Source organism: Phnomibacter sp. (genome assembly GCF_036803085.1).
GTDB lineage: Bacteria > Bacteroidota > Bacteroidia > Chitinophagales > Chitinophagaceae > Phnomibacter.
The window spans coordinates 217,356-242,776 of sequence record NZ_DAIRUZ010000006.1 but is presented as its reverse complement, the minus strand read 5'-3'; the positions used below and the strand labels follow the sequence as shown (position 1 = coordinate 242,776).

General features: G+C 46.9%; 27 protein-coding genes and 2 tRNA genes. 3 read left to right on the top strand and 26 right to left on the bottom strand.

The genetic code is table 11. The features are described from left to right. Nucleotides 1-7: 7 nt before the first annotated feature. The 16 genes from V7Q13_RS13370 to V7Q13_RS13295 form a co-directional block, all read right to left on the bottom strand. Nucleotides 8-1,447 carry a complex I subunit 4 family protein gene (locus tag V7Q13_RS13370; RefSeq protein ID WP_333801174.1) on the bottom strand — a complete coding sequence of 480 codons (1,440 nt, stop codon included), beginning with the start codon at nt 1,445-1,447 and terminating at the stop codon, nt 8-10. A gap of 24 nt (nt 1,448-1,471) precedes the next feature. Further along, complete coding sequence (gene nuoL, locus V7Q13_RS13365) at nt 1,472-3,361, bottom strand: NADH-quinone oxidoreductase subunit L (RefSeq protein ID WP_333801173.1); 1,890 nt, start codon at nt 3,359-3,361, stop codon at nt 1,472-1,474. Nucleotides 3,362-3,379: 18 nt separating this feature from the next. Then, nucleotides 3,380-3,718 (bottom strand): NADH-quinone oxidoreductase subunit NuoK, encoded by a 339-nt coding sequence (gene nuoK / locus V7Q13_RS13360; RefSeq protein ID WP_333801172.1) that lies wholly within the window; start codon nt 3,716-3,718, stop codon nt 3,380-3,382. A 26-nt stretch (nt 3,719-3,744) separates the two neighbouring features. Next, nucleotides 3,745-4,245 (bottom strand): NADH-quinone oxidoreductase subunit J family protein, encoded by a 501-nt coding sequence (locus V7Q13_RS13355; protein ID WP_157477050.1) that lies wholly within the window; start codon nt 4,243-4,245, stop codon nt 3,745-3,747. A gap of 96 nt (nt 4,246-4,341) precedes the next feature. Beyond that, nucleotides 4,342-4,896: an NADH-quinone oxidoreductase subunit NuoI gene (gene nuoI / locus V7Q13_RS13350; RefSeq protein ID WP_157477048.1), complete on the bottom strand. Its 555-nt coding sequence runs from the start codon at nt 4,894-4,896 to the stop codon at nt 4,342-4,344. Between the two features lie 70 nt (nt 4,897-4,966). Further along, entirely contained in the window at nt 4,967-6,043 is a 1,077-nt protein-coding gene (gene nuoH / locus V7Q13_RS13345) for an NADH-quinone oxidoreductase subunit NuoH (protein ID WP_333801171.1), read from the bottom strand. Nucleotides 6,044-6,053: 10 nt separating this feature from the next. Continuing rightward, a complete protein-coding gene (locus V7Q13_RS13340; protein ID WP_333801170.1) occupies nt 6,054-7,166 on the bottom strand; it encodes a 2Fe-2S iron-sulfur cluster-binding protein in 1,113 nt (370 codons plus the stop codon). Nucleotides 7,167-7,271: 105 nt separating this feature from the next. Beyond that, nucleotides 7,272-8,630: an NADH-quinone oxidoreductase subunit NuoF gene (gene nuoF / locus V7Q13_RS13335; protein WP_333801169.1), complete on the bottom strand. Its 1,359-nt coding sequence runs from the start codon at nt 8,628-8,630 to the stop codon at nt 7,272-7,274. A 68-nt stretch (nt 8,631-8,698) separates the two neighbouring features. Then, the gene (locus V7Q13_RS13330) at nt 8,699-9,196 is read right to left on the bottom strand and encodes an NADH-quinone oxidoreductase subunit NuoE family protein (RefSeq protein WP_333801168.1); all 498 of its coding nucleotides are present in this window, start codon (nt 9,194-9,196) and stop codon (nt 8,699-8,701) included. A 91-nt stretch (nt 9,197-9,287) separates the two neighbouring features. Then, entirely contained in the window at nt 9,288-10,523 is a 1,236-nt protein-coding gene (locus V7Q13_RS13325; protein WP_333801167.1) for an NADH-quinone oxidoreductase subunit D, read from the bottom strand. Nucleotides 10,524-10,582: 59 nt separating this feature from the next. Continuing rightward, the gene (locus V7Q13_RS13320) at nt 10,583-11,101 is read right to left on the bottom strand and encodes an NADH-quinone oxidoreductase subunit C (RefSeq protein WP_333801166.1); all 519 of its coding nucleotides are present in this window, start codon (nt 11,099-11,101) and stop codon (nt 10,583-10,585) included. A 26-nt stretch (nt 11,102-11,127) separates the two neighbouring features. Then, nucleotides 11,128-11,709 (bottom strand): NADH-quinone oxidoreductase subunit B, encoded by a 582-nt coding sequence (locus V7Q13_RS13315; RefSeq protein WP_333801165.1) that lies wholly within the window; start codon nt 11,707-11,709, stop codon nt 11,128-11,130. Between the two features lie 97 nt (nt 11,710-11,806). Continuing rightward, complete coding sequence (locus tag V7Q13_RS13310) at nt 11,807-12,193, bottom strand: NADH-quinone oxidoreductase subunit A (RefSeq protein ID WP_333801164.1); 387 nt, start codon at nt 12,191-12,193, stop codon at nt 11,807-11,809. Between the two features lie 131 nt (nt 12,194-12,324). Beyond that, nucleotides 12,325-14,067 (bottom strand): tetratricopeptide repeat protein, encoded by a 1,743-nt coding sequence (locus tag V7Q13_RS13305; protein WP_333801163.1) that lies wholly within the window; start codon nt 14,065-14,067, stop codon nt 12,325-12,327. 142 nt (nt 14,068-14,209) lie between these two features. Then, nucleotides 14,210-15,133, bottom strand: a complete 924-nt coding sequence (locus V7Q13_RS13300) for a PstS family phosphate ABC transporter substrate-binding protein (RefSeq protein ID WP_333801162.1) — start codon at nt 15,131-15,133, stop codon at nt 14,210-14,212. Further along, a complete protein-coding gene (locus tag V7Q13_RS13295; protein WP_333801161.1) occupies nt 15,126-15,398 on the bottom strand; it encodes a hypothetical protein in 273 nt (90 codons plus the stop codon). The genes V7Q13_RS13300 and V7Q13_RS13295 overlap by 8 nt, the downstream gene beginning before the upstream one ends. 185 nt (nt 15,399-15,583) lie before the next feature. On the opposite strand from V7Q13_RS13295, the gene V7Q13_RS13290 reads away from it, so the two are divergent. Then, nucleotides 15,584-16,045, top strand: a complete 462-nt coding sequence (locus V7Q13_RS13290; RefSeq protein ID WP_333801160.1) for a low molecular weight protein-tyrosine-phosphatase — start codon at nt 15,584-15,586, stop codon at nt 16,043-16,045. A 19-nt stretch (nt 16,046-16,064) separates the two neighbouring features. After that, complete coding sequence (gene hisS, locus V7Q13_RS13285) at nt 16,065-17,438, top strand: histidine--tRNA ligase (RefSeq protein WP_333801159.1); 1,374 nt, start codon at nt 16,065-16,067, stop codon at nt 17,436-17,438. On the opposite strand, the gene V7Q13_RS13280 is transcribed toward hisS, so the two are convergent. Genes V7Q13_RS13280 through pcaF form a run of 3 tightly spaced genes read right to left on the bottom strand, consistent with a single transcriptional unit; the run spans nt 17,439 to nt 20,102 of the window. Next, on the bottom strand, nt 17,439-18,455 hold the full coding sequence (locus tag V7Q13_RS13280) for a DMT family transporter (protein ID WP_333801158.1): 1,017 nt from the start codon (nt 18,453-18,455) through the stop codon (nt 17,439-17,441). A gap of 27 nt (nt 18,456-18,482) precedes the next feature. Then, nucleotides 18,483-18,854, bottom strand: coding sequence for a hypothetical protein (locus tag V7Q13_RS13275; protein WP_333801157.1), 372 nt, complete (start codon nt 18,852-18,854; stop codon nt 18,483-18,485). Nucleotides 18,855-18,896: 42 nt separating this feature from the next. Next, nucleotides 18,897-20,102 carry a 3-oxoadipyl-CoA thiolase gene (pcaF, locus tag V7Q13_RS13270; RefSeq protein WP_333801156.1) on the bottom strand — a complete coding sequence of 402 codons (1,206 nt, stop codon included), beginning with the start codon at nt 20,100-20,102 and terminating at the stop codon, nt 18,897-18,899. A 149-nt stretch (nt 20,103-20,251) separates the two neighbouring features. Between pcaF and rlmN the strand changes: the two genes are divergently transcribed. Next, nucleotides 20,252-21,280 (top strand): 23S rRNA (adenine(2503)-C(2))-methyltransferase RlmN, encoded by a 1,029-nt coding sequence (gene rlmN / locus V7Q13_RS13265; RefSeq protein ID WP_333801155.1) that lies wholly within the window; start codon nt 20,252-20,254, stop codon nt 21,278-21,280. 127 nt (nt 21,281-21,407) lie between these two features. On the opposite strand, the gene V7Q13_RS13260 is transcribed toward rlmN, so the two are convergent. The 7 genes from V7Q13_RS13260 to V7Q13_RS13235 form a co-directional block, all read right to left on the bottom strand. After that, the gene (locus V7Q13_RS13260; RefSeq protein ID WP_333801154.1) at nt 21,408-21,650 is read right to left on the bottom strand and encodes a GIY-YIG nuclease family protein; all 243 of its coding nucleotides are present in this window, start codon (nt 21,648-21,650) and stop codon (nt 21,408-21,410) included. Nucleotides 21,651-21,743: 93 nt separating this feature from the next. Further along, nucleotides 21,744-21,986, bottom strand: coding sequence for a GIY-YIG nuclease family protein (locus V7Q13_RS17440; RefSeq protein WP_442958261.1), 243 nt, complete (start codon nt 21,984-21,986; stop codon nt 21,744-21,746). Nucleotides 21,987-22,025: 39 nt separating this feature from the next. Next, nucleotides 22,026-22,099, bottom strand: a tRNA-Pro gene (locus V7Q13_RS13255). Nucleotides 22,100-22,122: 23 nt separating this feature from the next. After that, nucleotides 22,123-22,485 carry a four helix bundle protein gene (locus V7Q13_RS13250; protein WP_333801153.1) on the bottom strand — a complete coding sequence of 121 codons (363 nt, stop codon included), beginning with the start codon at nt 22,483-22,485 and terminating at the stop codon, nt 22,123-22,125. Between the two features lie 141 nt (nt 22,486-22,626). After that, nucleotides 22,627-22,715 (bottom strand) — tRNA-Ser (locus V7Q13_RS13245). Between the two features lie 62 nt (nt 22,716-22,777). Further along, entirely contained in the window at nt 22,778-24,379 is a 1,602-nt protein-coding gene (locus V7Q13_RS13240; RefSeq protein ID WP_333801152.1) for an ArnT family glycosyltransferase, read from the bottom strand. A gap of 9 nt (nt 24,380-24,388) precedes the next feature. Next, complete coding sequence (locus V7Q13_RS13235) at nt 24,389-25,420, bottom strand: PorP/SprF family type IX secretion system membrane protein (protein WP_333801151.1); 1,032 nt, start codon at nt 25,418-25,420, stop codon at nt 24,389-24,391. Nucleotide 25,421 lies beyond the last annotated feature (1 nt).

Below are 25,421 nucleotides of genomic sequence, written 5' to 3'. Positions count from 1 at the left end.
AGGTTCTTTATTTGGTTACCGTTGTGGCTATTACTTGTCCGGCAGCTTCGCCCAATTGCAGAAGCGGCTTTGGATAAACGCCTGCTACAAAAATCATGGCTACAATCAATGCCAGCGCCAGCCACTGCATGGCTTTCAAATCCACCACTTTTACGGCAGTGTTCAGTTCGCCATAAAATACTTTTTGAATCATACCCAGTGTGTACACTGCAGCAAAAATGATACTGATGCCGGCTACCACTGCGTACCATGGATTGTATTGATACAAACCAGTAAACATCATGAATTCGCCAATGAAACCGTTGGTTAATGGCAGCGCAATATTGGCCAGTGCCACAATCACCAGCATAATGGTGAGGCGGGGTGCCTGCTGTGCCAATCCGCCCAGTTCACTCATTTTGCGAATGCCAGTTTGCTGCTCAATAATATCTACCACAATCCACAACCCTATGATGTTGATTCCGTGATTAAACATTTGCACCAGCACACCATTGTAGGCAACGGTATTGCCGGCAAACAAACCGGCACTCATGAGGCCAATGTGGGCAATAGAAGAATAAGCTATCAATCGCTTGATGTTGTCCTGCTTCATAGCAATAAGCGAAGCATACAACATACCAATGATGCTGAAAATGATAATGATGTTGGCCATCTTATCACTCATATCAGGAAACACCGGCAGCAACCAGCGGATGACTGCAAACAAACCCATTTTCACCATTACACCGCTCAGCACCATGGTGGTGCCAGTGGGTGAGGTTTCGTAAGCATCGGGCTGCCAGGTATGAAAAGGAAATACAGGCATTTTAATAGCAAAAGCAATGAAGAAGAACCAGAAGAAATAAGCCTGTTCTTTAGCTGTAAGCACTACTGCTTTAAAACTATTCCATGCAAAACTTTGGTCGGCAGTTTTATTGTAGAGATAAATGATACCAATCAACATTAGCACAGAGCCAATGAAGGTGTAAATGAAAAACTTAAATGTAACAGCGATACGTTTTTCGCCACCCCAAATACTACACAGGAAATACACCGGAATAAGTGCCAGCTCCCAGAAGAAGTAAAACAACAACGCATCGGCACTCAGAAAAACGCCCATAAGGCCGCTCATGCTCAGCAGCATCAAGGCATAATAACTGCTGCTGTTGGCATAGTTATTATTCCACGTAGCCAAAAAGATGAGCACAAAGCTAACAGCCGTGAGTAGCGTAGTAATTTTTGCAGGGCCATCTAACAACAAAGCAAAGTTGCTGTTGATGCTACCCAGCCAGCTGGTGCTATAGCTAAGCGAAGCATGCCCTGCAGGCAAATACACCGCATACAATACCACCGCCAATACTGCAACGGAAGCAGCCAGCGAAAGTGCCTTTACCAACTGCTGCTGTTGTACAAAAAACAACAGTAAGCCTACCAACAGCGGAATGAATATGAATGAAGAGAGAATCATCTGTAATTATTTGTGCGTTTGCAGTTACAGTTTTACGTAAAAAACCAATCGGATAAGCAGGATGATAGCGATAACAATCATAAGCAGGTAACTACCAACATTGCCACTTTGCAATAACCTCAATTGGCGACTGCTGTAGTGAAGCCCCTTGCCTACTCCGTTTACTAAACGATCGATGCCGCTCTTTTCTACCACGGTGTTGAAGAAACCGCCAATGGCCAGCAAGGGCTTCACAATGATTGTATCGTACAATTCATCTACATACCACTTGTTTTCGAGCACTTTGCCCAAGCCAGTTGCTTCTGCATCTACTGATTTGCTGTATTTGCGAATAGCGAGCACAATCATCACAACAATCAGACTCACGCTAATTGCAATCATCATCCACTCCTGACTGTGACTCAATGGCTCATGTTTTTCGAGGTATTGCTTCGAGCCTTCAAAAACAGGTGTAAGGAACGTATTGAGTTTGTGCCCATCGTGCATAAATAATGCAGGGATACCGATAATACCTCCAACCACACTCAGCACTGCCAGCACTATCAAGGGAATGGTCATTGCCTTCGGGCTTTCATGCGGATGGTGGTGCGATAAATCGCTGCGGTGTTCACCCATAAAAGTCATGGCGTATAAACGGAACATATAAAATGCAGTCATCAAAGCGCCGAGCAAGCCAAGTATGTAGTAAATGGGGTTGGCTTCAAATGCATGCACCAGTATTTCATCTTTTGAAAAGAAACCACTGAATGGCGGAATACCAGCAATGGCCAAACAACCCATGAGCATAGTAAAATGTGTAATGGGCATAAACTTTTTGAGCCCACCATAAAAACGCATGTCTTGCTGATGATGCATGGCATGAATAACACTGCCAGCACCCAGGAACAACAGAGCTTTGAAAAAAGCATGTGTCATTACATGGAAAACTGCTCCGGTGAAAGCACCTACGCCCAAACCAAGGAACATGTAACCGAGCTGGCTAACCGTAGAGTATGCCAACACTTTTTTAATGTCGTTTTGCTTAATGGCAATAGTTGCAGCCAGCAGCGCTGTAGCCAAACCAACGATAGCCACCACATGCATACTTGCCGGCGCCAATGCATACATGAGGTTGCTGCGGGCAATCATGTAAATACCGGCGGTAACCATGGTAGCGGCATGGATGAGGGCTGATACAGGTGTAGGGCCAGCCATGGCGTCGGGTAGCCAAGTGTACAAAGGAATCTGTGCACTTTTACCCATAGCACCAACCAGCAGCAACAAAGTAATTCCAGTAAGCACAGCAGTTGAAGCTTCGCCAGGCAACTGCGTAAATATGTTTGCGTAACTGGTGCTGCCAAAGGTTTGAATCATCCAAAACACAGCTATCAAAAAACCGAGGTCACCTATGCGGTTCATCACAAAAGCTTTCTTAGCCGCATTGTTGTATTCTCGGTTTTTAAACCAGTACCCAATGAGCAAGTAAGAGCAAAGGCCCACCCCTTCCCAACCAATAAACATGATGACATAGTTGCCGCCCATTACCAGCAGCAGCATGCTAAATACAAACAGGTTGAGGTAGGCAAAGTAGCGGGCAAAATGAGCATTGCTTTCTTCGTGCATGTATGCTGTAGAATACACATGTATCAGAAAACCAACGCCGGTAATCACCAGCAAAAACAAAGCTGTGAGTTGGTCTACCTGAAACTCAAATGGAATGTTGAGCGAACCAACTTTGATAAACTCGAACAGTTGGAAAATCTGCGACTGGCCGGCAGCAGCACTGTTGAACACCAATATGCTCAGCACAAAGGCAATCAACACTACTCCACTGCCTACAATACCGGTAGCAGTTTTGCTCAGCCGGTTGCGCAGCAATCCATTGATCAGGAAGCCTGCCAGTGGAAGTAATGGTATAAAAGGTGCAAATTTCATAATCGTACTATTCTTCAGTTAGTTCTTCAATCGGTTCAGGAAGTTGATATCAACGCTATGCACGTTGCGGTACATCAATACGATAATAGCCAGGCCCACACTTACTTCTGCAGCGGCTACCACCATTATGAAAAACACAAACAACTGGCCTTCGGTACCGGCCGTAATATTGGCTGGATCGAGTGCCAGCATTCGTTGATGATGCAGCTTTGAGAAAGCCACCAGCAACAAGTTCACGGCATTCAGCATGAGCTCAATGCACATAAACACAATGATGGAATTTCTACGGGTAAGCACACCGGTTACTCCAATGGAAAAAATGATAACCGCTAAAAAAATGTAATAAGATATAGGCATAAAATACCGTTTGTTTCTTGTGAAATTTAATCGCCCTTTTTACCAATCACTACTGCACCCACCATTGCACTCAAAAACAAAATGCTGCTGATTTCGAAAGGCACCACATAATCGGTAAACAGTTTGGTACCCAAATTTTTGATGAGTCCAATTTCACCTGTGCCCGGCTTCGTGATGATAGCAGGATCTGGCGTATCCAAAGCGGCAATCAGCACTATCATGAGCATGCCACCGGCAATGCCGCTACTCCACAGCAGGTATTTGTTTTTTTGTTGCTCCGATTCCTTGTTGAGGTTCATGAGCATTAGCACAAACAGGAACAATACCATGATGGCACCGGCATATACAATGATGTTGACAATGGCGAGAAACTGCGCATTCATCAAAATGTAATGACCACTAATGGCAAAAAACGTAATGATGAGAAACAGTACGCTGTACACCGGATTTTTTCTGGTAATCACCATGAGAGAACTGAACACGGCCAGTGCACTCAAAAACCAGAATGTAATTTGAAAGGTATTCATTGGTTGTTTCAATAATAGTGAGGTCAAAGTAGTATGCAAGGCATACGTGTGTGCAAGTGCAATGCGTGTGAGCTGCGGCAGTTAAGCCACTTTCAATTATTCGTTCACTGGCTTACGAACCCTGCCACCGGCAGCTTTTTCATAAGCTTCTTTTTCTGTCACCGGATTGGGAATCAGCAATTCTTGTTTGTTGTAAATGAAACCCTGGCGGTTGAAGTTAGCTGGCGCAAAAGTTTCACTCAGGTAAATGGCATCTTTCGGACAAGCTTCTTCGCACAAGCCACAGAAAATGCAACGCAGCATGTTGATTTCATACTTGGCGGCATACTTTTCTTCACGGTACAGGTTTTCTTCACCGTCCTGGCGTTCGGCTGCCTCCATTGTAATGGCTTCTGCAGGACAAGCCACTGCACAAAGCCCACATGCGGTACAGCGTTCACGGCCTTCTTCGTCGCGGTTCAATACATGCAACCCACGAAATACCTGGCTGAACGGACGAGTCTGCTCAGGATACTGAATGGTAGGACGTTTTTTGAAAAGGTGCGAAAAAGTGATGGCCATGCCCTTGGCAATACTTGGCAGATACAGCTTCTCCGAAAAAGTCATCGGGCTGCGGTCTACCTGCTTCGATCTGTTGGTTAATGGTTGCATATCTGAACAGCGTTTGCGATTAATTCAAAACGAAGAAATTTCGCTGTGGTTGTTTTAGGTGAAGGATGAATTATTTAGGCCAGCCATTTTGCAAATACAATACCACGGCTGCAGTAATGAGCATATTGATAAGGGCCAGCGGAATGAGTTTCTTCCAACCCAAATTCATCAATTGGTCGTAACGGAAACGCGGTATGGTCCAGCGTACCCACATAAAGAAGAATACAAAGAATACTGTTTTAATCATCAGTGCTCCAAAGCCCAGCAACGTAAGTACATTGGGATCGAGCCCCCATTTGGTTTCATCTACAAAAGGCAGGATATCATACCCACCAAAATAGAGTGTGCTCATGATAACACTGCTGATGAACATATTGATGTATTCAGCAAACAGGTAGAAACCCAGTTTCATAGAGCTGTACTCCTGGTGGTAACCAAAGTTCAGTTCGTTCTCAGCTTCTGGCAAGTCAAATGGTGTACGGTTACATTCGGCAAACGCACAAATCATGAAGAGTAAAAAACCGAGCGGTTGTAAAAAGAAATTCCAGCCAATGGTTTGCTGCGACACCACAATGTCTTTGAGGCTAAGCGAACCCGTCACAAATACAAGGGCGATAATAGAGAGGCCCATAGCCAGTTCGTAACTAATGTTTTGCGAAGCACCACGGATAGCCGCCAACAATGAAAACTTGTTGTTGCTACTCCAGCCGCCAATCATTACACCATACACACCGAGTGCTACCACGGCAAACACATACAGCATACCAATATTGATGTCGGCTATTTGCAGACTAACAGCACGGTCGCCAATAGTGAGTGTATCGCCCCAAGGAATAACAGCACTGGTCATAAGGGCGGCCAGCATAGCCAGGCCCGGGCCAAGCACAAACAATACCTTGTTGGCTTTATTGGGAATGATGTCTTCTTTGGCAAACAGCTTGATGGCATCGGCCACAGGCTGCAGCAAACCAAACCAGCCGAAGCGGTTGGGTCCAAGACGGTCTTGCAAAAAACCAGCCACCTTACGCTCAGCGTAAGTGCTGTACATCGCAAAGCCCAGAGAGATAGATACAACCACCAGTATCAACAAAAATTTCTCCAACACCAGTGCCCAATCCAATGTGATGGCTAATAGTGAAAATGTCATTGCTTATTGATTATTCGTGATTGTTTTTCTTAAATACAGCACTGGTTGCAGGACCGTTGATTTCGCTCAGTTCAATCGCCGGATTGTTTACCTCACTCACACTGTGAATGTCCATGAGCAAACGAGGCTTGCGGCCATCCAGCACTTTTTGAATGGTTTCTTCCGGCTTCTTCAAGCCCTTGTACTTACCCTGTCCAATTACAGAATGACGATCGATAGGAGCCAGTCCTTCTATGGTCCAGTCGCTGGCTTTCTTTTTATCGAAACGGCAGTCGTTGCAAATCCAACCGGTCTTACCAGTTTTTTCGCTGGTTTTAATTTCACCCCATTCATCCTTACGGGCCGTTACACGAAACACTTCATCGCCACGCATCCACAGGGTTACTTCGCCGCAGCACTTGTCGCAATCGCGGTGTGCTGTCATAGGCTTGGTAAACCAAACACGGTTCTTGAAACGGAACGTTTTATCAGTTAATGCACCAACGGGGCAAACGTCAATGACGTTACCAATGAATTCGTTGTTGAGGTTTTGCTCAATGTACGTAGCAATTTCAGCATGGTCGCCACGATCGAGTACACCATGCACCCGCTTTTCAGAAACCTGATCGGCAGTAAATACGCAACGATAGCAAAGAATGCAACGCGTCATGTGCAGTTGAATGTACTGGCCGAGGTCACGTTTTTTGAATGTGCGGCGCTGAAACTCGTATCGGGTACCGTTTTTGCCATGCTCGTAGCTCAGGTCTTGCAGGTGGCATTCGCCGGCCTGATCGCAAATGGGGCAATCCAGCGGATGGTTGAGCAGCAAAAATTCCACCACACCGGCACGGGCATCGAGCACCCGCTGGCTGGTAATGCTTTTTATTTCCATGCCATCCATTACGGTGGTGCGGCAGCTGGCTACCAGCTTGGGCATGGGGCGAGGATCTTTTTCAGAGCCCTTGCTTACTTCCACCAGGCAGGTTCTGCACTTACCACCGCTACCTTTCAATGGCGTGTAAAAGCACATGGCAGGCGGCGTAACATCACCGCCAATTTTGCGGGCTGCCTGCAAAATGGTGGTGCCATTCGGTACTTCTACCGTAATGTTATCAATGGTTACTTTCAACAGTTGGTCCGACATATGTTGAATCCTTACTTTTTAATTTGATTGCTGCTGTTGCAACAATATTGGAGCATGTTTGCGTAGCTGTACTGTGTATAACATCTGTACACTTACGCATTACAATCAGGCGGGTGTGGGTACGTGAATCGGATCGGCATAGTGGGCCAATCCGTAGTTGCGCTGCAAGCACTCCTTCGGATTGTTGACATGCCATTCAAATTCATCGCGGAAGTGACGGATGGCAGCTGCAACGGGCCATGCGGCCGCATCGCCCAAGGGGCAAATGGTGTTGCCTTCAATCTTGCTTTGAATGTCTACCAGCAAATCGATGTCGCTCAGTTTGCCCTGACCATTTTCCAGGCGCCACAAAATCTTTTCCATCCAGCCGGTGCCTTCGCGGCAAGGTGAACACTGACCACAACTCTCATGACGATAGAAGCGGGCCAATGTATACGTGTGTTTTACAATGCACTGGTCTTCATCCAACACAATAAAACCACCAGAACCCATCATAGAACCGGTAGCAAAACCACCGTCGCTCAGGCCTTCGTAGTGCATCATGCGTTGCTCACCTTTCGCAGTTTTCAGCAGCAGGTTAGCTGGCAAAATGGGTACAGAAGATCCACCGGGAATACAGGCTTTCAGGCGTTTGCCGTTGGCAATACCACCACAGTATTCATCGCTGAAAATGAATTCTTCCACACTGATGGTCATATCAATTTCGTACACACCCGGCTTGTTGATATTGCCGCAGGCACTCATGAGTTTGGTACCCGTAGAACGACCTACACCAATTTTTGCATAGTCATCTCCACCATTATTAATGATGGGCACAACTGCTGCAATGGTTTCTACGTTGTTTACCACCGTTGGGCAATCCCACAAACCTTTTACCGCAGGAAATGGCGGCTTAATGCGAGGGTTACCCCGCTTGCCTTCCAGGCTTTCAATGAGGGCAGTTTCTTCACCACAGATATAAGCTCCGCCACCACGCTGTACATATACTTCGAGATTGTAGCCTGTGCCCAAAATGTTTTTGCCCAGCCAGCCGTTGTTCTTGGCTTCGGCAATGGCTTGTTCCAGAATATCAGGAATCCATGCGTACTCACCACGGATGTAGATGTATGCACTATTGGCACCCAATGCATAAGATGAAGTGATGATACCCTCGATGAGAATATGCGGAATGAACTCCATCAGGTATCGGTCTTTGAAAGTACCGGGCTCCGATTCATCGGCATTTACTACCAGGTAACGGGGTACACCTTCTGGCTTTGCCAAAAAGCTCCACTTCATACCGGTAGGAAAACCGGCACCACCGCGGCCTCGAAGACCACTTTTTTTCACTTCTTCTGTTACTTCATCGGGCGTCATGCTTTTGAGCGCTTTCTCTACACTCCGGTAGCCACCTTCGCGGCGGTAAACGTCGTAGTAGCGAATGCCTTCTACATGTGCTTTTTCCAACAATAATTTACGTCCCATGCTATTGCTTTAGCCTGCTGTGCAGGATTATTGTGCTTTGGTCAGAATCTGCGTTTCTAAAAAAGTGCTTAGTTGTTGGCGGCTGCCTGTGTTCTGCACTCTTCTATAATGCGGTCAATTTTTTCTTTTGTCAGATGCTCTTTGTAATACTTACCCATTTGCATCATGGGAGCGTATCCGCAGGCACCAAGGCATTCGGCTGTTTTGAGGGTAAACAAACCATCGGCAGTTGTTTCACCTACACCAATGCCCAGCTTTTCTTTGATATAAGCCAGTATGTCGTCGCTGCCCCGCAGCATGCAAGGACCGGTATGGCATACTTCAAACACATGCTTACCAACAGGCTTCAGGTTGTACATGGTGTAGAAGGTAGCCACCTCATATACTTCAATGGGTTCCAGCTTCAGCAAGCCGGCTACATAATCCATGGTTTCGGCACTCAACCATCCCCACTGTTCCTGTGCCAAATGCAGCAAAGGCATGAGTGCACTTTTCTGCCTTCCTTCAGGATAACGGGCGATGATTTCTTCCACCTTCGCCAAATTTTCTTGTGAAAACTGTACCATATTTCAGTTATTCAAATTCCATTTTTACAATCTCAATTCCTACTTCGTACTTAACACATCTTACTTCTACCCTCGTCCTTCGCACTTCAGTTTACGCATCCAGCTCACCTGCTATCAGGTTCAGCGACGACATGGTTACGATGGCATCACTCAACATGGCCCCTTTTACCAGCTCGGGGTAAGCCTGATAGTAAATGAAGCAAGGACGACGGAAATGCAAGCGGTACGGAGTACGGCCACCATCGCTGATGAGGTAGTAGCCCAACTCACCGTTGGCACCTTCCACAGCGTGGTATACTTCACCCTTCGGCATTTCTATTTCACCCATGATGATTTTGAAGTGCCAGATCAGCGCCTCCATCTTGGTGTAAACGTCTTTCTTTTCGGGCAGGTAATATTCCGGTACATCGGCGTGGTACACATCGGCTTCGGCACCTTTGAACTGTGCCAGCTTTTGCATGGCTTGTTCAATAATGCTGAGGCTCTGCCACATTTCGCCATTGCGTACCATAAATCGGTCGTAGTTATCGCCGGTGGTACCTACGGGAATATCAAACTGGAAATCTTCGTAGCTGCTGTATGGCTTGGCCACACGTACGTCGTAATCTACACCGGCAGCCCGCAGGTTGGGGCCGGTAAAGCTGTACGCCAACGCTCTTTCGGCACTGATGGCACCAGTGCCTTGTGTACGATCCATGAAAATGCGGTTGCGGCTGAAGAGGTTTTCAAACTCTTTCAGCACCACAGGATATTCTTTCAGGAACTTTTCAATCTTCGTAAATGCAGTGTCGTTAAAGTTGCGTTCGAAACCACCAATGCGACCAATATTGGTAGTCAATCGGCTGCCGCATACTTCTTCGTAAATTTCATAAATCAGTTCACGATACTGCATTACATACAGGAAGCCTGTGTAAGCACCTGTATCTACACCCACAATAGAGTTACAAATAAGGTGGTCGGCAATACGGGCCAGCTCCATGATGATGACACGCAGGTAATCTACCCGCTTCGGCGTTTGAATACCCAGTAGTTTTTCGCAGGTAGTGTGCCAGCCCATGTTGTTCAGCGGGCTACTACAATAGTTAAGTCGGTCGGTAATAGGTGTTACCTGATACAGCGGACGTCGTTCGGCCAGTTTTTCAAAAGCCCGGTGGATGTAACCAACGGTTTGCTCTGTATCTACAATGGTTTCACCATCCAATTCTACCACATTCTGAAACACGCCATGTGTAGCCGGGTGCGTAGGCCCCAGGTTCATGGTGGTGGTTTGCTTTTGAATGCTGCCTTCTGGCAGTGGAATGTGGTGTGTTACTGATTGATTACTCATATGCTACAGGCTCTTGTGAGAGCTTTAATGCTGTCGTTAAAAATCTTTATCCGGGCCGGTTAGTTGTACGAACCGCCACGGCCAAACATCTCATCGTCTTTGTCAATACGGCTCTGGTCTTCCAGCGGGTACTCTTTGCGCAGCGGGAAATAATCCATTTCATCTACATTGAGAATACGCTTGAGCTTGGGATGGCCCACGAAGTTGATGCCATAGAAATCATAGGTTTCACGTTCCATCCAGTTGGCACCAGGAAATATACTGGTGGCAGTGTACACATCTGGTTTTTCGATAGCTGTGAACACTTTCATGCGCAGCCGCACGTTAGCAACCAGGTTGTGCAGGTGATATACCACGGCCAGCTCAGCTCCGGTATTGTCGGGATAGTGAACGGCACAGATATCGGTCAGAAAACGAAAGGCAAGCGTTTCGTCTTCAAACAAAAACTGAAGGATTTTCAGGTTGAGCTCTTTGGGTGCCGTTACCGTCAATTGGTCGTAGGTATTTTCCCACTGCAAATTGTCAGCACCAAACTTGTCGTTCAGTTTTTCTTGTATGGTTTCGTAGGTAAGCCCCATTGAAAAAGGTCTTAATGATAATTGGATTATTGAATGCCGTATTCGCCGAGCAAAGCTTTGTATTGCTCACCATTGCGCCGGCGGATGCTTTCTTTACCCACCAAGTCTTGAATTTTCATCAGTCCATCGAGTATTGCTTCGGGCCGAGGAGGACAACCCGGTACATATACATCTACCGGTATTACCTGATCGATGCCTTGCAGTACACTGTAAGTATCGAAAATGCCGCCAGAAGAGGCACAGGCACCAACAGATAATACCCAGCGTGGCTCGGCCATTTGCAAATACACCTGGCGCAATACCGGACCCATTTTTTTGGCAATGGTACCCATTACCATCAGCAGGTCGCACTGGCGTGGGCTAAAGCCTACCCTTTCGCTACCAAAGCGGGCAATATCGTAGTGGCTACCCATGGTGGCCATAAATTCGATACCGCAACAGCTGGTGGCAAATGGCAGCGGCCATAAAGAGTTTTTACGGCCGAGGCCTACTACTTCGCTCAGCTTGGTCACAAAAAAACCTTCGCCTTCGATGCCGGGAGGTGCTTCGGCTATTTTGATGCCGCTGTTAAATCGTACGGGGCGTCCCTGATATATCAAATCACTCATACGCTATTATTTGAATGGTGAAAGAAAACTGATGCTTCGATAACCGATTTCAGCTGAAAATGTTTTGCTGAAATCACTGTTGGTTATAGTGTTGGCATCAATCTTCCCATTTCAATGCTCCTTTTTTAATGATGTAGGTGAAGCCTGCAAAAAAGAAACCTACAAACATCAATACTGCCCAAAAACCGTCCCATCCCAATGATTTGAAATTGACAGCATAGGGATAGAAGAAAATTACTTCCACATCGAACAGAACAAACAAGATAGCCACGAGGAAATACTTAACTGCCATGGGCTGGCGGGCATTGCCAACCTGCTCAATACCACTCTCAAAGTTGTCGAGCTTGTCGCTGGTGTTGCGTTTTGGCCCAAGGTAATGGCTTACCGCAATCATAACGGCAATAAAGCCAATGGCAAAAAGCAACTGAATTCCGATGGGCAAATACTGTGAGGGGCTTCCGATTACTTCAGCTAATGAATACATGCTGCTTAAAGTTGATGCGGCGCAAAAATAAGTTCCTGCGTACTAATAACCGTGTGAATTGTACAAATTCAATAAATAAAAATCCCCCGCATACAACGGGGGATTTTTATTTATACAAAATCACTTTAAATCTAAGGTTTTCGCTGGCCCGAGCCACTTGCAGCACTTGCGGCAGGAGCGGGTTTAGTGCCGGCTCCGGAAGTTCCTTTGTTAGCTCCGTTTGCCTTCAGCAATCGTTGCGCTTCGGCTACTGCCATTTGGCCGTATGCGTTTACAGGGTCGATCGCCAAAATTAAATTGGCAGCATCCAGTGCTTTTTGATAATCCTGTGCTTTTACCAGGTAGTAAAATACTTTGTAGCCATGGTTTTGAATAATACGGCCTTTGTTTTTGGCAGTATCCTTCATCAAGAACTGGGTGTATTCATCCAGTGCAGGAATAGCTGAACCCTTACTTGTATCAGGGTCGGCAGCTACTGCAGCTCTCGATTTGAAAATATAACCCTGAGGCTGATCGGGGTAATTGCTGATATAGGTAGAGGCAATTGTTTGACAAGCGTCATACTGTTTTGCCTTGTAGGCGGCATCGCTCAAAAAGTACAGCGTACGGGCACTGTTGTCAGGCTTTACTTCTTGCTTGCGGGCCATCCATTTGTAGGCGCCTACCCAATCTTGCTGAGCGGTATAGGCATTGGCCATACCATCCATGATGATTACTTTGCCAGCCACAGATGTATCGAGACCAATAGCTTTTTCAGCCATGGTTTCTGCTTTTACTACATTGCCGGGCACTTTCAGGTAAGAAGCCGCCATGTAGGCATAATCTTCTCCTTCAATTTTATCTACATCTTCCTGAGCAATGTATTTTTCCATGTATTCCATGGCTTTAACCGAATCTTTCAGGCGGTCGTAGTTGAAGCTGTACAGCTTATTCACTTTGGCAAATTTTTCGCCATTAAGGCTGGCTTCAATGTCTTTGGCTTTTTGCAAAGACTCCTGGTATTTACCAGCACGAAACAGGTAGTCAGCATAGAAATAATCGGTCTCTACGTCTTTATCGGCATTAGCAATAAAAAGCTCGATGTATTCTTTGGCCTTATTTACATCACGGTTTTTGTAGTGGTCATACATGCTCAGGTAAGACAATGAAAACTTATCGCTGGCTTTGATGGCTTTTTCGTAGTAGTCCAGATACATTTCGGGGTTCTTCTGGCTTTCGAAGATTTTACCAATACGCCAGTAAGCAGCGGCAAATGTGGGATCCAGCGCAATGGCTTTTTCGAAAGCCCGCTTGGCCTGTCCGCCAAACTCACCACCTCTCTTGAGGTAGGTAATACCCAGGTTCAAAAACATATCTGGAGTAGCACCAAGGAGTTCTTCGCTTTGTGCTGCTTTTGAGGCAGCATAATCAACATCGCCCGTTTTGCTATCACCACCGGCATTAGCCCGTACAATAGCATTCAAAATAGCGGGGTCGCCGTATTTCTTATTTTTTTTGGTAGCGGTAGCCAAAATAGCCCCTTCAAAATGAGCTTTCGCTTCAGTGGCTTTGCCTTCCAACAATTCAATTTGGGCCTGCGCCACTACCAGCAGCGGGTTTTGAGCGGTGGCAGCCATTGCTTTACTGTACAGTTCTTTGGCTTTATCACGCCATGTATTGGTGCGGTGCAATTGTGCCTGAACCAGGTACACCTGACCCAGCCAATAATTATACTCTGCATTGGCCGGTTCTTTTGCTACTAATCCTTCGAAAATGGTTTGAGCCTTATCTACACGGCCATCCACCAGGTCCTTAAACCCTTCCTGCTGTGTTTGAGCAAACACGCCAAACGCCACTGCCAGGGACATCATGGAAAGAAAAAAACGCTTCATCATGCTTAGTTGTGTTTTTTGCAAATTGTTCTTTAGAATGAGGTGTGCTGAACTTGTGAGGGTGTCAAATTATTATTCTAAGACGAAAAGATGGGATGTTCGATACAAAACAAAGGATTTCTTAGAAATCCGTTAACAGAATTTACTATTTTATGTTCATGTTTCTAACATTAAACTGCATTCTGCCGGGTAACAAATAGGCTCTTTTGAAAATGAGCTGTCCTCTTTCATAAATCAGGAAGTTGACAAAGCCTTTGCCCAGGCCCTGATAGTTTTCTTTTACGATATAATTGAGGCTTCGGATGAGTGGATAGCGGCCCAATGCAATGTTGCCCTGATAAGGTTTTACATAGGCAGCTTCGTCGCAGGTTTCACAGGCCAGCGAGGCCACGTTTACTTTGGAAAGGAAACTCAATTGGTCCTGATCGTCGCTATTGCCAATCCAGCTTACGCCAATCATACCAATGGCGTTGGGGTCATTGGCCACATATTCAATCACTTCGGGACTGGTTTTGGCAGCCACTACATTTTTACCTAAGGGCTTGCCGCGGAGCAGGCTATCCATTGCAAATCGAACGGTACTGGTAGCACTCAGGCCATCCATCACCACTTTGTACTTAAAACTGCTATTGCCTGCCAGCATGTTTTTAATATCGCCCATGGTAAAAGTGCTGTCCTTGGCCTTTTTATTGGTTACGATGGCAACGGCATCGTAGGCGAGTATGCCCCAAGCCGGCTTAAACCCGAGCTTTTGCTCAAACTGTGTTGATTCATCTTCGCTGAGGCCGCGGGTTACAATCACCATGCGGGTGCTGTCGCTTTCCAAATCTTTCAGGCATTCGGCCTCTGGTTTGTACTCTGCTATAATTTCTGCGTTGGGAAACGAAGACTGAAACACCTTGATCTGTGAATCAATAACGGGTTTGAATGATTCATCAATGCTGATACGAATGCGGCCACTGGTAGGTGTATCGTCGGACACAACCGCAGGTGACGTGCCGTTATTACCGCAGGCCATCAGCAAAAAGCCGAGCACAAACACTACCCAAGCGTTATGTTTCTTATTCATCTTCATGTTGAAATTCCTTTTCTAATTTGGCTGCCACATAACCCCGGTAGGCTTTGAACACACCATACAGCATGAACAAAATGCCTATCACCCATTTCATTTTGCCTGTAACAAAATTGCTGCCCTCGAAGTAGTCGTATCCAATAATTTTTTCTGAAAACATGATGAATACGCCAAAGAAAACCATCAATGAGGCCATGAAGTAATCCATCATAGCCCTCACATTGGGTGTACTTTTTCGACGTGATGTTTTGCGAGTCTGCATAATTTTTAGGAAAGGGTGGAAAGATAATCAATTCAAGGCTTGTGCAATGTGTGTAATGGTCACCGGTTTGTCAGTCAGCAATCTTAATACCATTATTTCTGCTGCTAAGATGCCAAGTGGGGCATTTTCCACACAAGGCTGAAAGGCAAACATTACTTTTGCCCCTCAAAAAAAGCCGTGTGTGCATGAAGATATTGATGGTATGTCTGGGAAATATTTGCCGCAGCCCGTTGGCAGAGGGCATTATGCGGCACAAAGCACTGGCAGCCGGTTTGTCTTGGGAAATTGACAGCGCCGGCACCGGTAGCTGGCATGTGGGCGAACCACCACACCGGCTGTCGCAAAAAACGGCGCTGCACTATGGCGTAGATATCAGCAGCCAGCGGGGCCGCCAGTTTCACGCCAGCGATATGGAGCGGTTTGATGTGATTTTCTTTATGGAAGAAAGCAACCGCCGCGATGCCAAAGCCTTGGCCCGCCATACCTGGAATGATGCAAAAGCCCACCTTTTGCTGAACGAGGTAACACCCGGTGCCAACGAGCCCGTGCCCGACCCTTACTACGGCACGGAGGAAGATTACCACCATGTGTTTCGTCTCATCAGCAATGCCTGTGATGCTTTTATTGCCCGACAAATGAATGTGTAACTTTTCTGATTTTTCCAATATGTCAAAACCTTCTTTGCCGCAAGGCACCCGTGATTTCAACGCTTCGGTGGTACGCAAACGCCAGTTTATTTTCAGCACCATTCAGCAGGTTTTTCAGCTGTATGGTTTTGAACCGCTGGAAACACCGGCCATGGAAAACCTCGACACCCTGATGGGCAAGTATGGCGAAGAAGGCGACAAACTCATTTTCAAAATTTTGAACAACGGCCTCGACCGCCCCGAAAAGCATGCCAAGGCCAAAGAAGATTTTGACAAAATACTGCAGGGCAAAAATGTAAAAGACCTAACGGAAAGGGCTTTACGCTACGACCTCACCATTCCATTTGCCCGTTATGTAGCCATGAATCATGGGCAGCTCACCTTTCCTTACAAACGCTACCAAATGCAACCCGTGTGGCGTGCCGACCGGCCGCAGCGTGGCCGCTACCGTGAGTTTTACCAATGTGATGCCGATGTGGTGGGCAGCAAAAGTTTGCTAAACGAAGTGGAGCTGGTGCAATTGTATGCCACCGCATTCAGCCAACTGGATGTGCCGGTAGATATCCGCATCAACAACCGCAAAATACTGGCTGCACTGGCCGAAGTATGCGGCGGTGCCGATAAGCTGACCGACATTACCATTGCTATTGACAAGCTCGATAAAATTGGCATTGATAAAGTAAAAGAAGAACTAACGCAACGTGGATTGCTGCCGGCACAAATTGCAGCCATTGAGCAGTACCTGAGCATAGAAGGCAGCAACGAAGAAAAGCTGGCGCAACTCAACAACATTGTAGGCAGCAACAGCATTGGCGCTGAAGGCATTGCTGAGCTGCAAACCGTTATCAACTTTGCACCACTGCCCGATAGTCGTTGTACGCTTACTGCCGACTTCACCCTAGCCCGTGGCCTCAACTATTACACAGGAACCATTTTTGAAGTAAAAGCCATAGGTGTGCAAATGGGCAGCATTGGCGGCGGTGGTCGCTACGATGATTTGACCGGCCTGTTTGATGTGCCCAATATTCCCGGCGTTGGCATCAGCTTTGGTGTAGATAGGATTTTTGATGTGATGGAAGAGCTGCAACTTTTCCCAGAAGCGGTGCAGCAAGGCACACAGGTATTGTTCTTCAATTTGGGCGATGCAGAAAGTAAGGCCGCCTTTGGTTTGATGCAACAATTGCGCAGCCGCGGCATCTCTGCCATGCTGTATCATGAGCAAGCGAAGTTTGACAAGCAATTCAAGTTTGCCGATAAGAAAGGCATTGCCTATGTAGTGGTGATTGGCTCCAACGAACTGGATCAAGGCATTTGCAAAGTGAAACATTTGGCCAGTGGTAACGAGCAGGTATTTACGCAGCAAGATTTTGCTGCTCAATGGCAGCCGGCCTAATCAGGCAGGTTTTGTTTGTTGCGTTGTTTTTTTACTTACCCACAGTACACCTGCTACCACCAGTACGGTACCAATGGCTTGCTGCCAACCAAAGGGTTCGCCCAAAAAATACCATGCCTGAAAAATGGTGACGATGGGGCCCACTGAACTAATGATGGCCACGTTGCTGCTGCCCACCCGCTTAAGCCCGGCTGATACGAGCAGTGACGGCACCACCGTGGTAAATACGGCCATCAACAACATGTACCCATACACCTGCGGCGAGAAAGAAAGCAGTTGCTGTACAGCACCACCCATTACAAAATAGTGGAGAAAAATAGCGGTGGTTGCACTGAGCATGGCCACAGCCGTAAACTTAGATACGCCTACTTGTGGCACCAGTTTTCCGCTAAACAATACATACAACGAAAACGTGATGGCGCAGCCCACAATAAAGGCAGCACCAATCCAAACATTGCCCGTTTGCGGCTGGTCAAAATCGGCTGCAAAAGCAACACCAATACCTGCGTAGGAAAGCAGTAAAGCCAACACCTGATGCCGTTGAATTTTTTCTTTGAAAAACCAGGCACCAAACAACACTACCATGGTGGGATAGGAAAACAAGATGACTCTTTCGAGGCCGGCAGAAATATGTTTGAGCCCCCAGAAATCGAAAAAGGAACTGATGTAATAACCGAGCAAACCCAACAAAATGGTGGGCAATACATGCGACTGTTGCATGAACGATTGATGTGTGGCATTTCGCTTGTGCTGCTGCCATTGCAACAGCAACATGGCCACATAAAATGGCAGCGAAAACAACATACGCAGCACCAGCAGCTCACTCACACTCATGCTGCTTTGGCGGTACACCAGCTTGGCCAGCACGGCTTTGCCCGAAAACAAAACCGCAGACAACAGCACCATCAGCACTCCGTAAAGTGCTACCCGATCTTTCTGCTGTTGTTGATGTGCTGCTTGCAAAGTGCTGCGAATGTACAGCCAGCACCTTTGCCAAATAAAAAAGGACTGAATCATCAGTCCTTTTTGTATGCTTCTACTCGTTTATAGTTTTTGCAAAATCATCCGGTGATTCCAAAACTTGGCGAAAGATTCTTTGGTGCCCGTCACATCCAAATCGGCCACCACCACATGAATGCTGACGATTTTGCCCGCATCATTTCTTTTGAATACAGCAGTGCCGTTGTATTCCACAATAGAAAAACGGTCGGCTTCGATTTTAGATAATGTAGCAGAACCGATGGCAGAACTAATGCTCAATACACCCGATTCAAAATTGACCATGGCTTCGGATACTGCACTGCCTTGCGGAAAAATGTATTTGCCGGCATATTGCTGCAAAGTGCTGTCTTGTTGGGCATGCACAGCAGTGCCCACACCAATCATCAGCAGTAAAACAACCAGAATTCTTTTCATTGTTAAAAGGGGTTTGAAACAGAAAATTAGAAGGAATAATAATCAACCACGACTTAAATTTTCATACACCACTGCAGCACCCTGGCCTACGCCAATGCACATAGTAGCCAGCCCGTAGCGACCGCCGCTGCGTACCAGTTCGTGTATGAGGGTGGTTGAAATTCGGGCACCGCTGCAACCTAGCGGATGGCCAATGGCAATGGCGCCACCGTTCACATTCACTTTTGCCGGGTCGGCTTGCAGCTCCTGCACACAGGCCAGCGATTGCGACGCAAAAGCCTCATTCAATTCTATCACATCCATGTCGTTGATGTTGAGGCCGGCTCTTTGCAACGCTTTTTGCGAAGCAGGCACCGGGCCAATGCCCATCACCGCAGGGTCTACACCCGATACCGCCATACTTACCACCCGGGCCAATGGCTGCAGGCCAAACTTTTTTACAGCAGTGTCGTTCGCCAGCAGCAAAGCACTTGCGCCATCATTGATGCCCGATGAGTTGCCAGCAGTAACCGTACCCGATGGTACAAACGCCGGTTTCAATTTGGCTAATTGCTCCATGGTTGTTGCCCTTGGATGTTCATCTTGCGTCACCTGCGTTGCTTGTCCTTTTGCATCGTACACAGCTACGGGCACCAGCTCATCCTGCCATTTGCCCGCTGCCAATGCCGCCGCATATTTCTGCTGCGATTGCAGGGCAAATGCATCTTGAGCCTCACGACTGATCTGCCACTGCCGAGCCACATTTTCTGCCGTTTCGCCCATGCTGTACGGGTGGTACAGCGCCGTCAATTGCTTGTTGATGAAGCGCCAGCCCATGGTGGTATCAAACGTATTTACTTGCCGCGAAAAAGCCGATTCTGCCTTGCCCGTTACAAACGGAGCACGGCTCATGCTTTCGGCACCGCCGGCTATGTATACATCGCCATCGCCATGGTGAATGGCCCTTGCCGCATCCATAATGGCTTGCAGGCCACTGGCACACAAACGATTTACTGTTGTGCCCGCCACACTTACCGGCAAGCCAGCCAGCAGTGCCGCCATGCGGGCCACATTTCGGTTGTCTTCGCCGCTCTGGTTGGCCGCACCGGCAATCACATCTTCAATGGCAGCCGCATCCACCGTGGGGTTGCGTTGCAATAATTGTTGAATGGAAGTGGCCAATAAATCGTCGGGGCGAACCGAAGCCAAAACACCGCCATAGCGGCCAATGGGTGTACGAACAGCATCAATGATATAAACAGCACTCATACAGGCAAGATGTGATTTTAAATCCGTTGAAGAACAAAAATATCCTTCCTGGTGCTTCGTTATTTACCTTTTACAAAAAACAGGTTGCACCGGGCAATGGCATTCCTTCTTAGTAAAAGCTTTGCAGCCCGGCGGCTTATCTTTGCCGCATGCAAAACATTCGCCAGCTCAGCAAGGAAGAACTCACCCAATGGATGACCGCTCAGGGTTTGCAAAAATTCAGGGCCAACCAGGTGTGGGAATGGCTGTGGACCAAACAGGCTCACAGTTTTGCCGACATGACCAACCTGAGCAAAGAACTGCGCCAGCAGTTGGGCGAACATTTCAGCCTGCCAGCCCTCATTATTGACGAGTCGCAATACAGCGCCGATGGGACGGTAAAAAGCCGTTTCAAAACCTGGGATGGCCATGCGGTAGAAGGCGTACTCATTCCGACCGACGAACGCAAAACAGCCTGTGTGAGCAGCCAAATTGGTTGCAGCCTCAGCTGTAAGTTTTGCGCCACCGGCTATCTCGACCGCAAACGCAACCTCACGTTTGATGAAATCTACGATGAAGTGGTACTCATCAACCAGCAGAGCCTGCGGGTGTACGATCAGAAGCTCACGAACATTGTATTTATGGGTATGGGCGAACCACTACTCAATTATCAAAATGTATTGAAGGCCATCGAACGCATTAGTGCACCCGATGGTTTGGGCATGAGTCCACGCCGCATTACAGTAAGTACCGCAGGTGTGGCCAAAATGATTAAGAAACTGGGCGATGACGAAGTGAAATTTAAACTGGCCCTGAGCCTGCATGCCGCCAACGATTCCAAGCGGCATGAAATCATGCCCATCAACGATACCAACGACATCAAATCGTTGATAGAAGCGCTGAATTATTTCTATCAAAAAACGAAGAACGAAATTACCCTGGAGTACATTCTTTTTGATTCTTTCAACGATAGTTTGAAAGATGCAGATGAGCTCATCAAACTCTACCGCCAAATACCTGCCGACCTCATCAACATCATTGAGTATAACCCCATTGATATGGCGCAGTTCTGCAAGCCTACTGAAGAAAAAACGGATGCGTTCATGGCCTACCTCGACAAGCATAAAGTGAATGCCCGCCTGCGTCGCAGCCGAGGCAAAGATATTGATGCGGCTTGTGGTCAATTGGCCAATAAATAGGTGCAGCACCGTTTTCTATATGGCATATAAAAAGGAGCATTCATCGCTGAATGCTCTTTGTCGGGAAGACCACGCTTCTAGCGTGGCGACCCTCCCGCCCTACAGCGGGATGCGCTACCGGCCTGCACTACTCCGGATGATCATTCATCCATCTGCCAATTCCTCGTTTCTTGATTTGAATTTCTAACTGCAAAGCTTCTCGTTTGCTTTCGCAAATGATTATTCTTCTTACTGCCCATGGCACTCCAGTTTTGGTGCTGGGTGTAGCCTTGGAATTATGCTTTTGCAACCGCACATCCACATCAGCACTAGAACCGCAATAGTATCCCTGATGTTTCAGGCTTTGAAGTATGTATACGTAATGAGGCATAAAAAAAGAGTGATGGCTTTCGCTCATCACTCCTCTTTGTCGGGAAGACCACGCTTCTAGCGTGGCGACCCTCCCGCCCTAAAGCGGGATTCACTACTCGGGATGTTCAGCTATCCATCTGCCAATACCCCTCTTTTTGATAATTATTTCCAACTGCAATGCCTCTTGCTTTGTGGCACACTCTACAATGCGTACCAGTACCCATGGTACACCATTTCTGGTACTGGTTGTGGCTTTAGCATTATGCTTTTCTAGCCTTGACTCCACATCTGCAGATGCACCACAGTAGTAGCGATGATGTTTTAAACTTTGAATGATGTAAACAAAATGGAGCATAAAAAAAGAGTGATGGCTTTCGCTCATCACTCCTCTTTGTCGGGAAGACAGGATTCGAACCTGCGACCCCCTGGTCCCAAACCAGGTGCGCTACCGGCCTGCGCTACTTCCCGAACTATCTTTAAAAACCAGTGCTTTAGATTTTAGTCTCACTGCTGAAACTGCGAATCATACCCAGCATCATTTTACTCATTTGCTCGTAGCGAGTATAAAAATGCTCAAAAGTAGTTTGGTCAATCCAGCCGATTTCTTTGCCCAGTTCCATGAGTGCAACACAACTATTAATGTTGCCTCTGGCAATGGTCAGGAAATGTTTCTTTTCCGGATGCGTCATACGGGCAGTGCTTTCAGCCAAATTAATGACCGTGCCCATACTGGCTTCTTTCCACTGCGTGGCGAAGTCGGCATTTAAATCGTTTTGCTGAAACAAAAACTTGAGCACCTCGATGTTCTGCGTTTTTGTAACCTGATAAACCTCTAACTTTTCAAAGTCAAACATGCGTGTGTTTAAATGTGGGTCGAGATCAGATCTTCAACATTTTCGGGTTTTGTTCTGGTCACGCACCTATTTCAACCATTAAGTCTTTCATCATCCAAAGGTTCTGCCAATTTCATTTTAGAACCTTAAAAAAACCATTTGCGGTGAGGGCGGGATTCGAACCCGCGGTACAGTTTAACCCGTACGGCAGTTTAGCAAACTACTGATTTCAGCCACTCATCCACCTCACCGGCCGAACACCTTCTCTTTTTGAAGGGGCAGCAAAAATAGTTATTTATGCTTTCGAGCAAAATCAATTTTCAAAATTTGCCTTCCATTGCAATAAAACAGTGGTTGGAATTTCAAAAAGGTCACGTTTGCGGGCAATCTCTAAAAGCGGTAACGTATTCAATTCCAGCAACTTATCTGTTCTGGAGATGATATAAACTGGTGATTTATTTTGCGCAGAAAAAGCTGAACAGAATTTGTGCAACTCCGCAGTATCTGTAAAAACTTGTATCCGAAAACCTGGATTTTTGGCATTAAAAAGGAAAGCTGGATTGAAATCTTTGTATGCCACCACTGTGTTTTTGCCCTTGTTTAAAATGGGCTGTAACAGCGTAACCGGATTTTGCTGATAGACCAACGGATAAGCAATGGCCAGAAAAAAAGTATTGAATAACAAATAAGTGCCCGCCAGCCACGCAATGGCATTGCCGGGTTTGCTTTGTGGCCGTAGGGCGGCCAGCAAAATGCCAACGGGCAGCACCAGCAAACCAAGGGCCCACCAGCGATAAGGGGCTGTTTCCGGTTCCATGCCCAACGCCACAAAACCACCTATGGGCAGTGCCAGCCCGATTATCCCCAGCACCCACCAGGTGTATTTTTTCCAAGTGGCATTTCCGTGCAGTATTTCTGTAAGCAGATAGCCCAGCAGTACCGCTACAAATGGATAGCAAGGCATGGGATAGTTGGGCAGTTTTGTGCTGCTAATGGTAAAAAACAAGATGTATACCAATGATACCAGCAGGCTAAACAACACCAGATCAGACATGGGCTTACGGCGCATCAAGCCTGCGAGTGAAGCAATGTGCGTACTAAAAGGCAACATGCCAATAAGTACAATGAGGATGGTAACAAAAAACGGACCGCCATGGCCTTCCATTTCGCTGCTAAAGCGGCTAAGGTTGTGCTCCAGAAAAAAACCTTGTGTAAAGGCCCCTTGTGTGGCCTGATGTACTGCCCAATACCAAGGTGCTGCTATGCCTGTGTACACCACAGCTGCCAGTAATAACCGTACATCTGTGAGCACCCACCACTGCTTGCGAATTACTACATACAACAGTATTACAATACCGGGCAAACCCAATGCTACCGGACCTTTGGCCAATGTAGCCAATGCCAATGAGGCTGCTGTAGCCAGCAACCACCAAGTGCTTTTTTGCTGTAAATACTGCAACGCAGAAAACAAGCCAAGTGCTGTAAAAAATATGAGGTACGGGTCGGGTACGGCCAACCTGAACTCGAATAAAAAATGCGTAGACAGCGCCAGTGCAAGAGCCGAAAAAAAAGCATGCGTAGCGGTGCTGAGTTTTCGTACAAACAAAAAAGTAATAAGTACGGTACCAATACCCATGATGGCACTAAAAAAACGGGCTTGCCATGCGCCATCGCCAAACATAGAGAAGGCCACATGCATGAACCAATAATGCAACGCTGGTTTATCAGTACGTAGGTCGCCATTAAAAGTGGGCACCACCCATGCGCCGGCATGCCACATTTCTCGGGCACACTGGGCATTTTTGGCTTCGTCTAAAATGTACACCGGAGCTGCGCCCAAGTGTAAAAACAATAAGCCTGCAACCGCCAGCAGCAACCACCAAAACCTTTTTTGATAATAAACATTCGTGTACATACCTCAGCATTAAAACCGAGGGCAATGTACCGCATTTTTAGTGCTGTTATCTCTGTCGAAAAATGCCTGATAAGTAATGGACAACTCAAACCCTCCCCTGCCCAGGCTAGCGGTACGCAGTGGCGAAATATTAATATCGTAGCTCAAGGCCGCAGAAAATGGTTTGAAATCGAGTTTTACCACAGGAATAACCGCATCTTTCAAACGCAGAAAGCCCCCGAAATGAATGTTGTATTGACTGTCGGTAAAATCGTATCCGCTCAAAGCAAAACCTACCATGCCGCCGGCCAGCGTTTCATTGTAGCTGTTTTGCCGGGTATGGTCTGCCTGCAAAGTGAGGTAAGTATTGGGCGTCATGCCAAAGCGGAGCCCGAATGAATACACCCATTTTGGGCTCAATTCAATATCAGGGTTTCTGTAAAATGAATTGGATGGCCTGTTGAAGTGATGATAAGCCACACCAACGAAATAATTATCGTATTCACTTTCGCCCATACCCGAGTTGAAAGACAACCCCACACTGGCATCGCCATAGCCACGATTGTAATTGGCCAACGATTCATTGATGCTCAACATCGGATTCCAGCCGGTACCATCGTACTGGCTGTTGGTGGTTACTTTACTTTGATCGATAGATCGCTGCACATATCCCCCCATAAAACCCAGCGACAGATATTTGGTTTTGTTATCGCTCAGCGATTTATGATAGTTAATGGTTGGTAAAAGATGGGTGGTTTTGAAATTAGTAGTACCCGCCATGTCATACATCATTTGCCCGCCGATGGTAAGAAAATCGTTGGCGGCTCCAATAGGCATTTTGTATTCAGCATTAAATGAACCAGTACGATAAGGTACAGTAACAGCCCCCCATTGGGTACGATACACACCCTGCGCCCTGAAGTCGCCGGTAAAAATGCCCGCCAGTGATGGATTGCGCCACAGCGGTGCTTCAAAAAACTGTGACAAATGGATATCCTGACTGAACAGCCCCAAAGGCAGCAGTAAGATAAAGAATGATATGTGCAGGTAGTGTTTACGCATG

Excerpts from the sequence above, each read along its gene's own strand:
- V7Q13_RS13320 (WP_333801166.1), bottom strand. The coding sequence starts at position 11,101 with ATGGGGCTTACCTACGAAACCATACAAGAAAAACTGAACGACAAGTTT.
- V7Q13_RS13260 (WP_333801154.1), bottom strand. The coding sequence starts at position 21,650 with ATGCCTCATTACGTATACATACTTCAAAGCCTGAAACATCAGGGATAC.
- V7Q13_RS13240 (WP_333801152.1), bottom strand. The coding sequence starts at position 24,379 with ATGTACACGAATGTTTATTATCAAAAAAGGTTTTGGTGGTTGCTGCTG.
- hisS (WP_333801159.1), top strand. The coding sequence starts at position 16,065 with ATGTCAAAACCTTCTTTGCCGCAAGGCACCCGTGATTTCAACGCTTCG.
- V7Q13_RS13325 (WP_333801167.1), bottom strand. The coding sequence starts at position 10,523 with ATGAGTAATCAATCAGTAACACACCACATTCCACTGCCAGAAGGCAGC.
- rlmN (WP_333801155.1), top strand. The coding sequence starts at position 20,252 with ATGCAAAACATTCGCCAGCTCAGCAAGGAAGAACTCACCCAATGGATG.
- V7Q13_RS13300 (WP_333801162.1), bottom strand. The coding sequence starts at position 15,133 with ATGAATAAGAAACATAACGCTTGGGTAGTGTTTGTGCTCGGCTTTTTG.
- nuoK (WP_333801172.1), bottom strand. The coding sequence starts at position 3,718 with ATGCCTATATCTTATTACATTTTTTTAGCGGTTATCATTTTTTCCATT.
- V7Q13_RS17440 (WP_442958261.1), bottom strand. The coding sequence starts at position 21,986 with ATGCTCCATTTTGTTTACATCATTCAAAGTTTAAAACATCATCGCTAC.
- V7Q13_RS13280 (WP_333801158.1), bottom strand. The coding sequence starts at position 18,455 with ATGATTCAGTCCTTTTTTATTTGGCAAAGGTGCTGGCTGTACATTCGC.
- nuoF (WP_333801169.1), bottom strand. The coding sequence starts at position 8,630 with ATGGGACGTAAATTATTGTTGGAAAAAGCACATGTAGAAGGCATTCGC.
- nuoL (WP_333801173.1), bottom strand. The coding sequence starts at position 3,361 with ATGAAATTTGCACCTTTTATACCATTACTTCCACTGGCAGGCTTCCTG.
- nuoH (WP_333801171.1), bottom strand. The coding sequence starts at position 6,043 with ATGACATTTTCACTATTAGCCATCACATTGGATTGGGCACTGGTGTTG.
- V7Q13_RS13355 (WP_157477050.1), bottom strand. The coding sequence starts at position 4,245 with ATGAATACCTTTCAAATTACATTCTGGTTTTTGAGTGCACTGGCCGTG.
- nuoI (WP_157477048.1), bottom strand. The coding sequence starts at position 4,896 with ATGCAACCATTAACCAACAGATCGAAGCAGGTAGACCGCAGCCCGATG.
- V7Q13_RS13310 (WP_333801164.1), bottom strand. The coding sequence starts at position 12,193 with ATGTATTCATTAGCTGAAGTAATCGGAAGCCCCTCACAGTATTTGCCC.
- V7Q13_RS13290 (WP_333801160.1), top strand. The coding sequence starts at position 15,584 with ATGAAGATATTGATGGTATGTCTGGGAAATATTTGCCGCAGCCCGTTG.
- V7Q13_RS13235 (WP_333801151.1), bottom strand. The coding sequence starts at position 25,420 with ATGCGTAAACACTACCTGCACATATCATTCTTTATCTTACTGCTGCCT.
- pcaF (WP_333801156.1), bottom strand. The coding sequence starts at position 20,102 with ATGAGTGCTGTTTATATCATTGATGCTGTTCGTACACCCATTGGCCGC.
- V7Q13_RS13275 (WP_333801157.1), bottom strand. The coding sequence starts at position 18,854 with ATGAAAAGAATTCTGGTTGTTTTACTGCTGATGATTGGTGTGGGCACT.
- V7Q13_RS13305 (WP_333801163.1), bottom strand. The coding sequence starts at position 14,067 with ATGATGAAGCGTTTTTTTCTTTCCATGATGTCCCTGGCAGTGGCGTTT.
- V7Q13_RS13295 (WP_333801161.1), bottom strand. The coding sequence starts at position 15,398 with ATGCAGACTCGCAAAACATCACGTCGAAAAAGTACACCCAATGTGAGG.
- V7Q13_RS13330 (WP_333801168.1), bottom strand. The coding sequence starts at position 9,196 with ATGGTACAGTTTTCACAAGAAAATTTGGCGAAGGTGGAAGAAATCATC.
- V7Q13_RS13250 (WP_333801153.1), bottom strand. The coding sequence starts at position 22,485 with ATGTTTGACTTTGAAAAGTTAGAGGTTTATCAGGTTACAAAAACGCAG.
- V7Q13_RS13340 (WP_333801170.1), bottom strand. The coding sequence starts at position 7,166 with ATGTCGGACCAACTGTTGAAAGTAACCATTGATAACATTACGGTAGAA.
- V7Q13_RS13370 (WP_333801174.1), bottom strand. The coding sequence starts at position 1,447 with ATGATTCTCTCTTCATTCATATTCATTCCGCTGTTGGTAGGCTTACTG.
- V7Q13_RS13315 (WP_333801165.1), bottom strand. The coding sequence starts at position 11,709 with ATGAGTGATTTGATATATCAGGGACGCCCCGTACGATTTAACAGCGGC.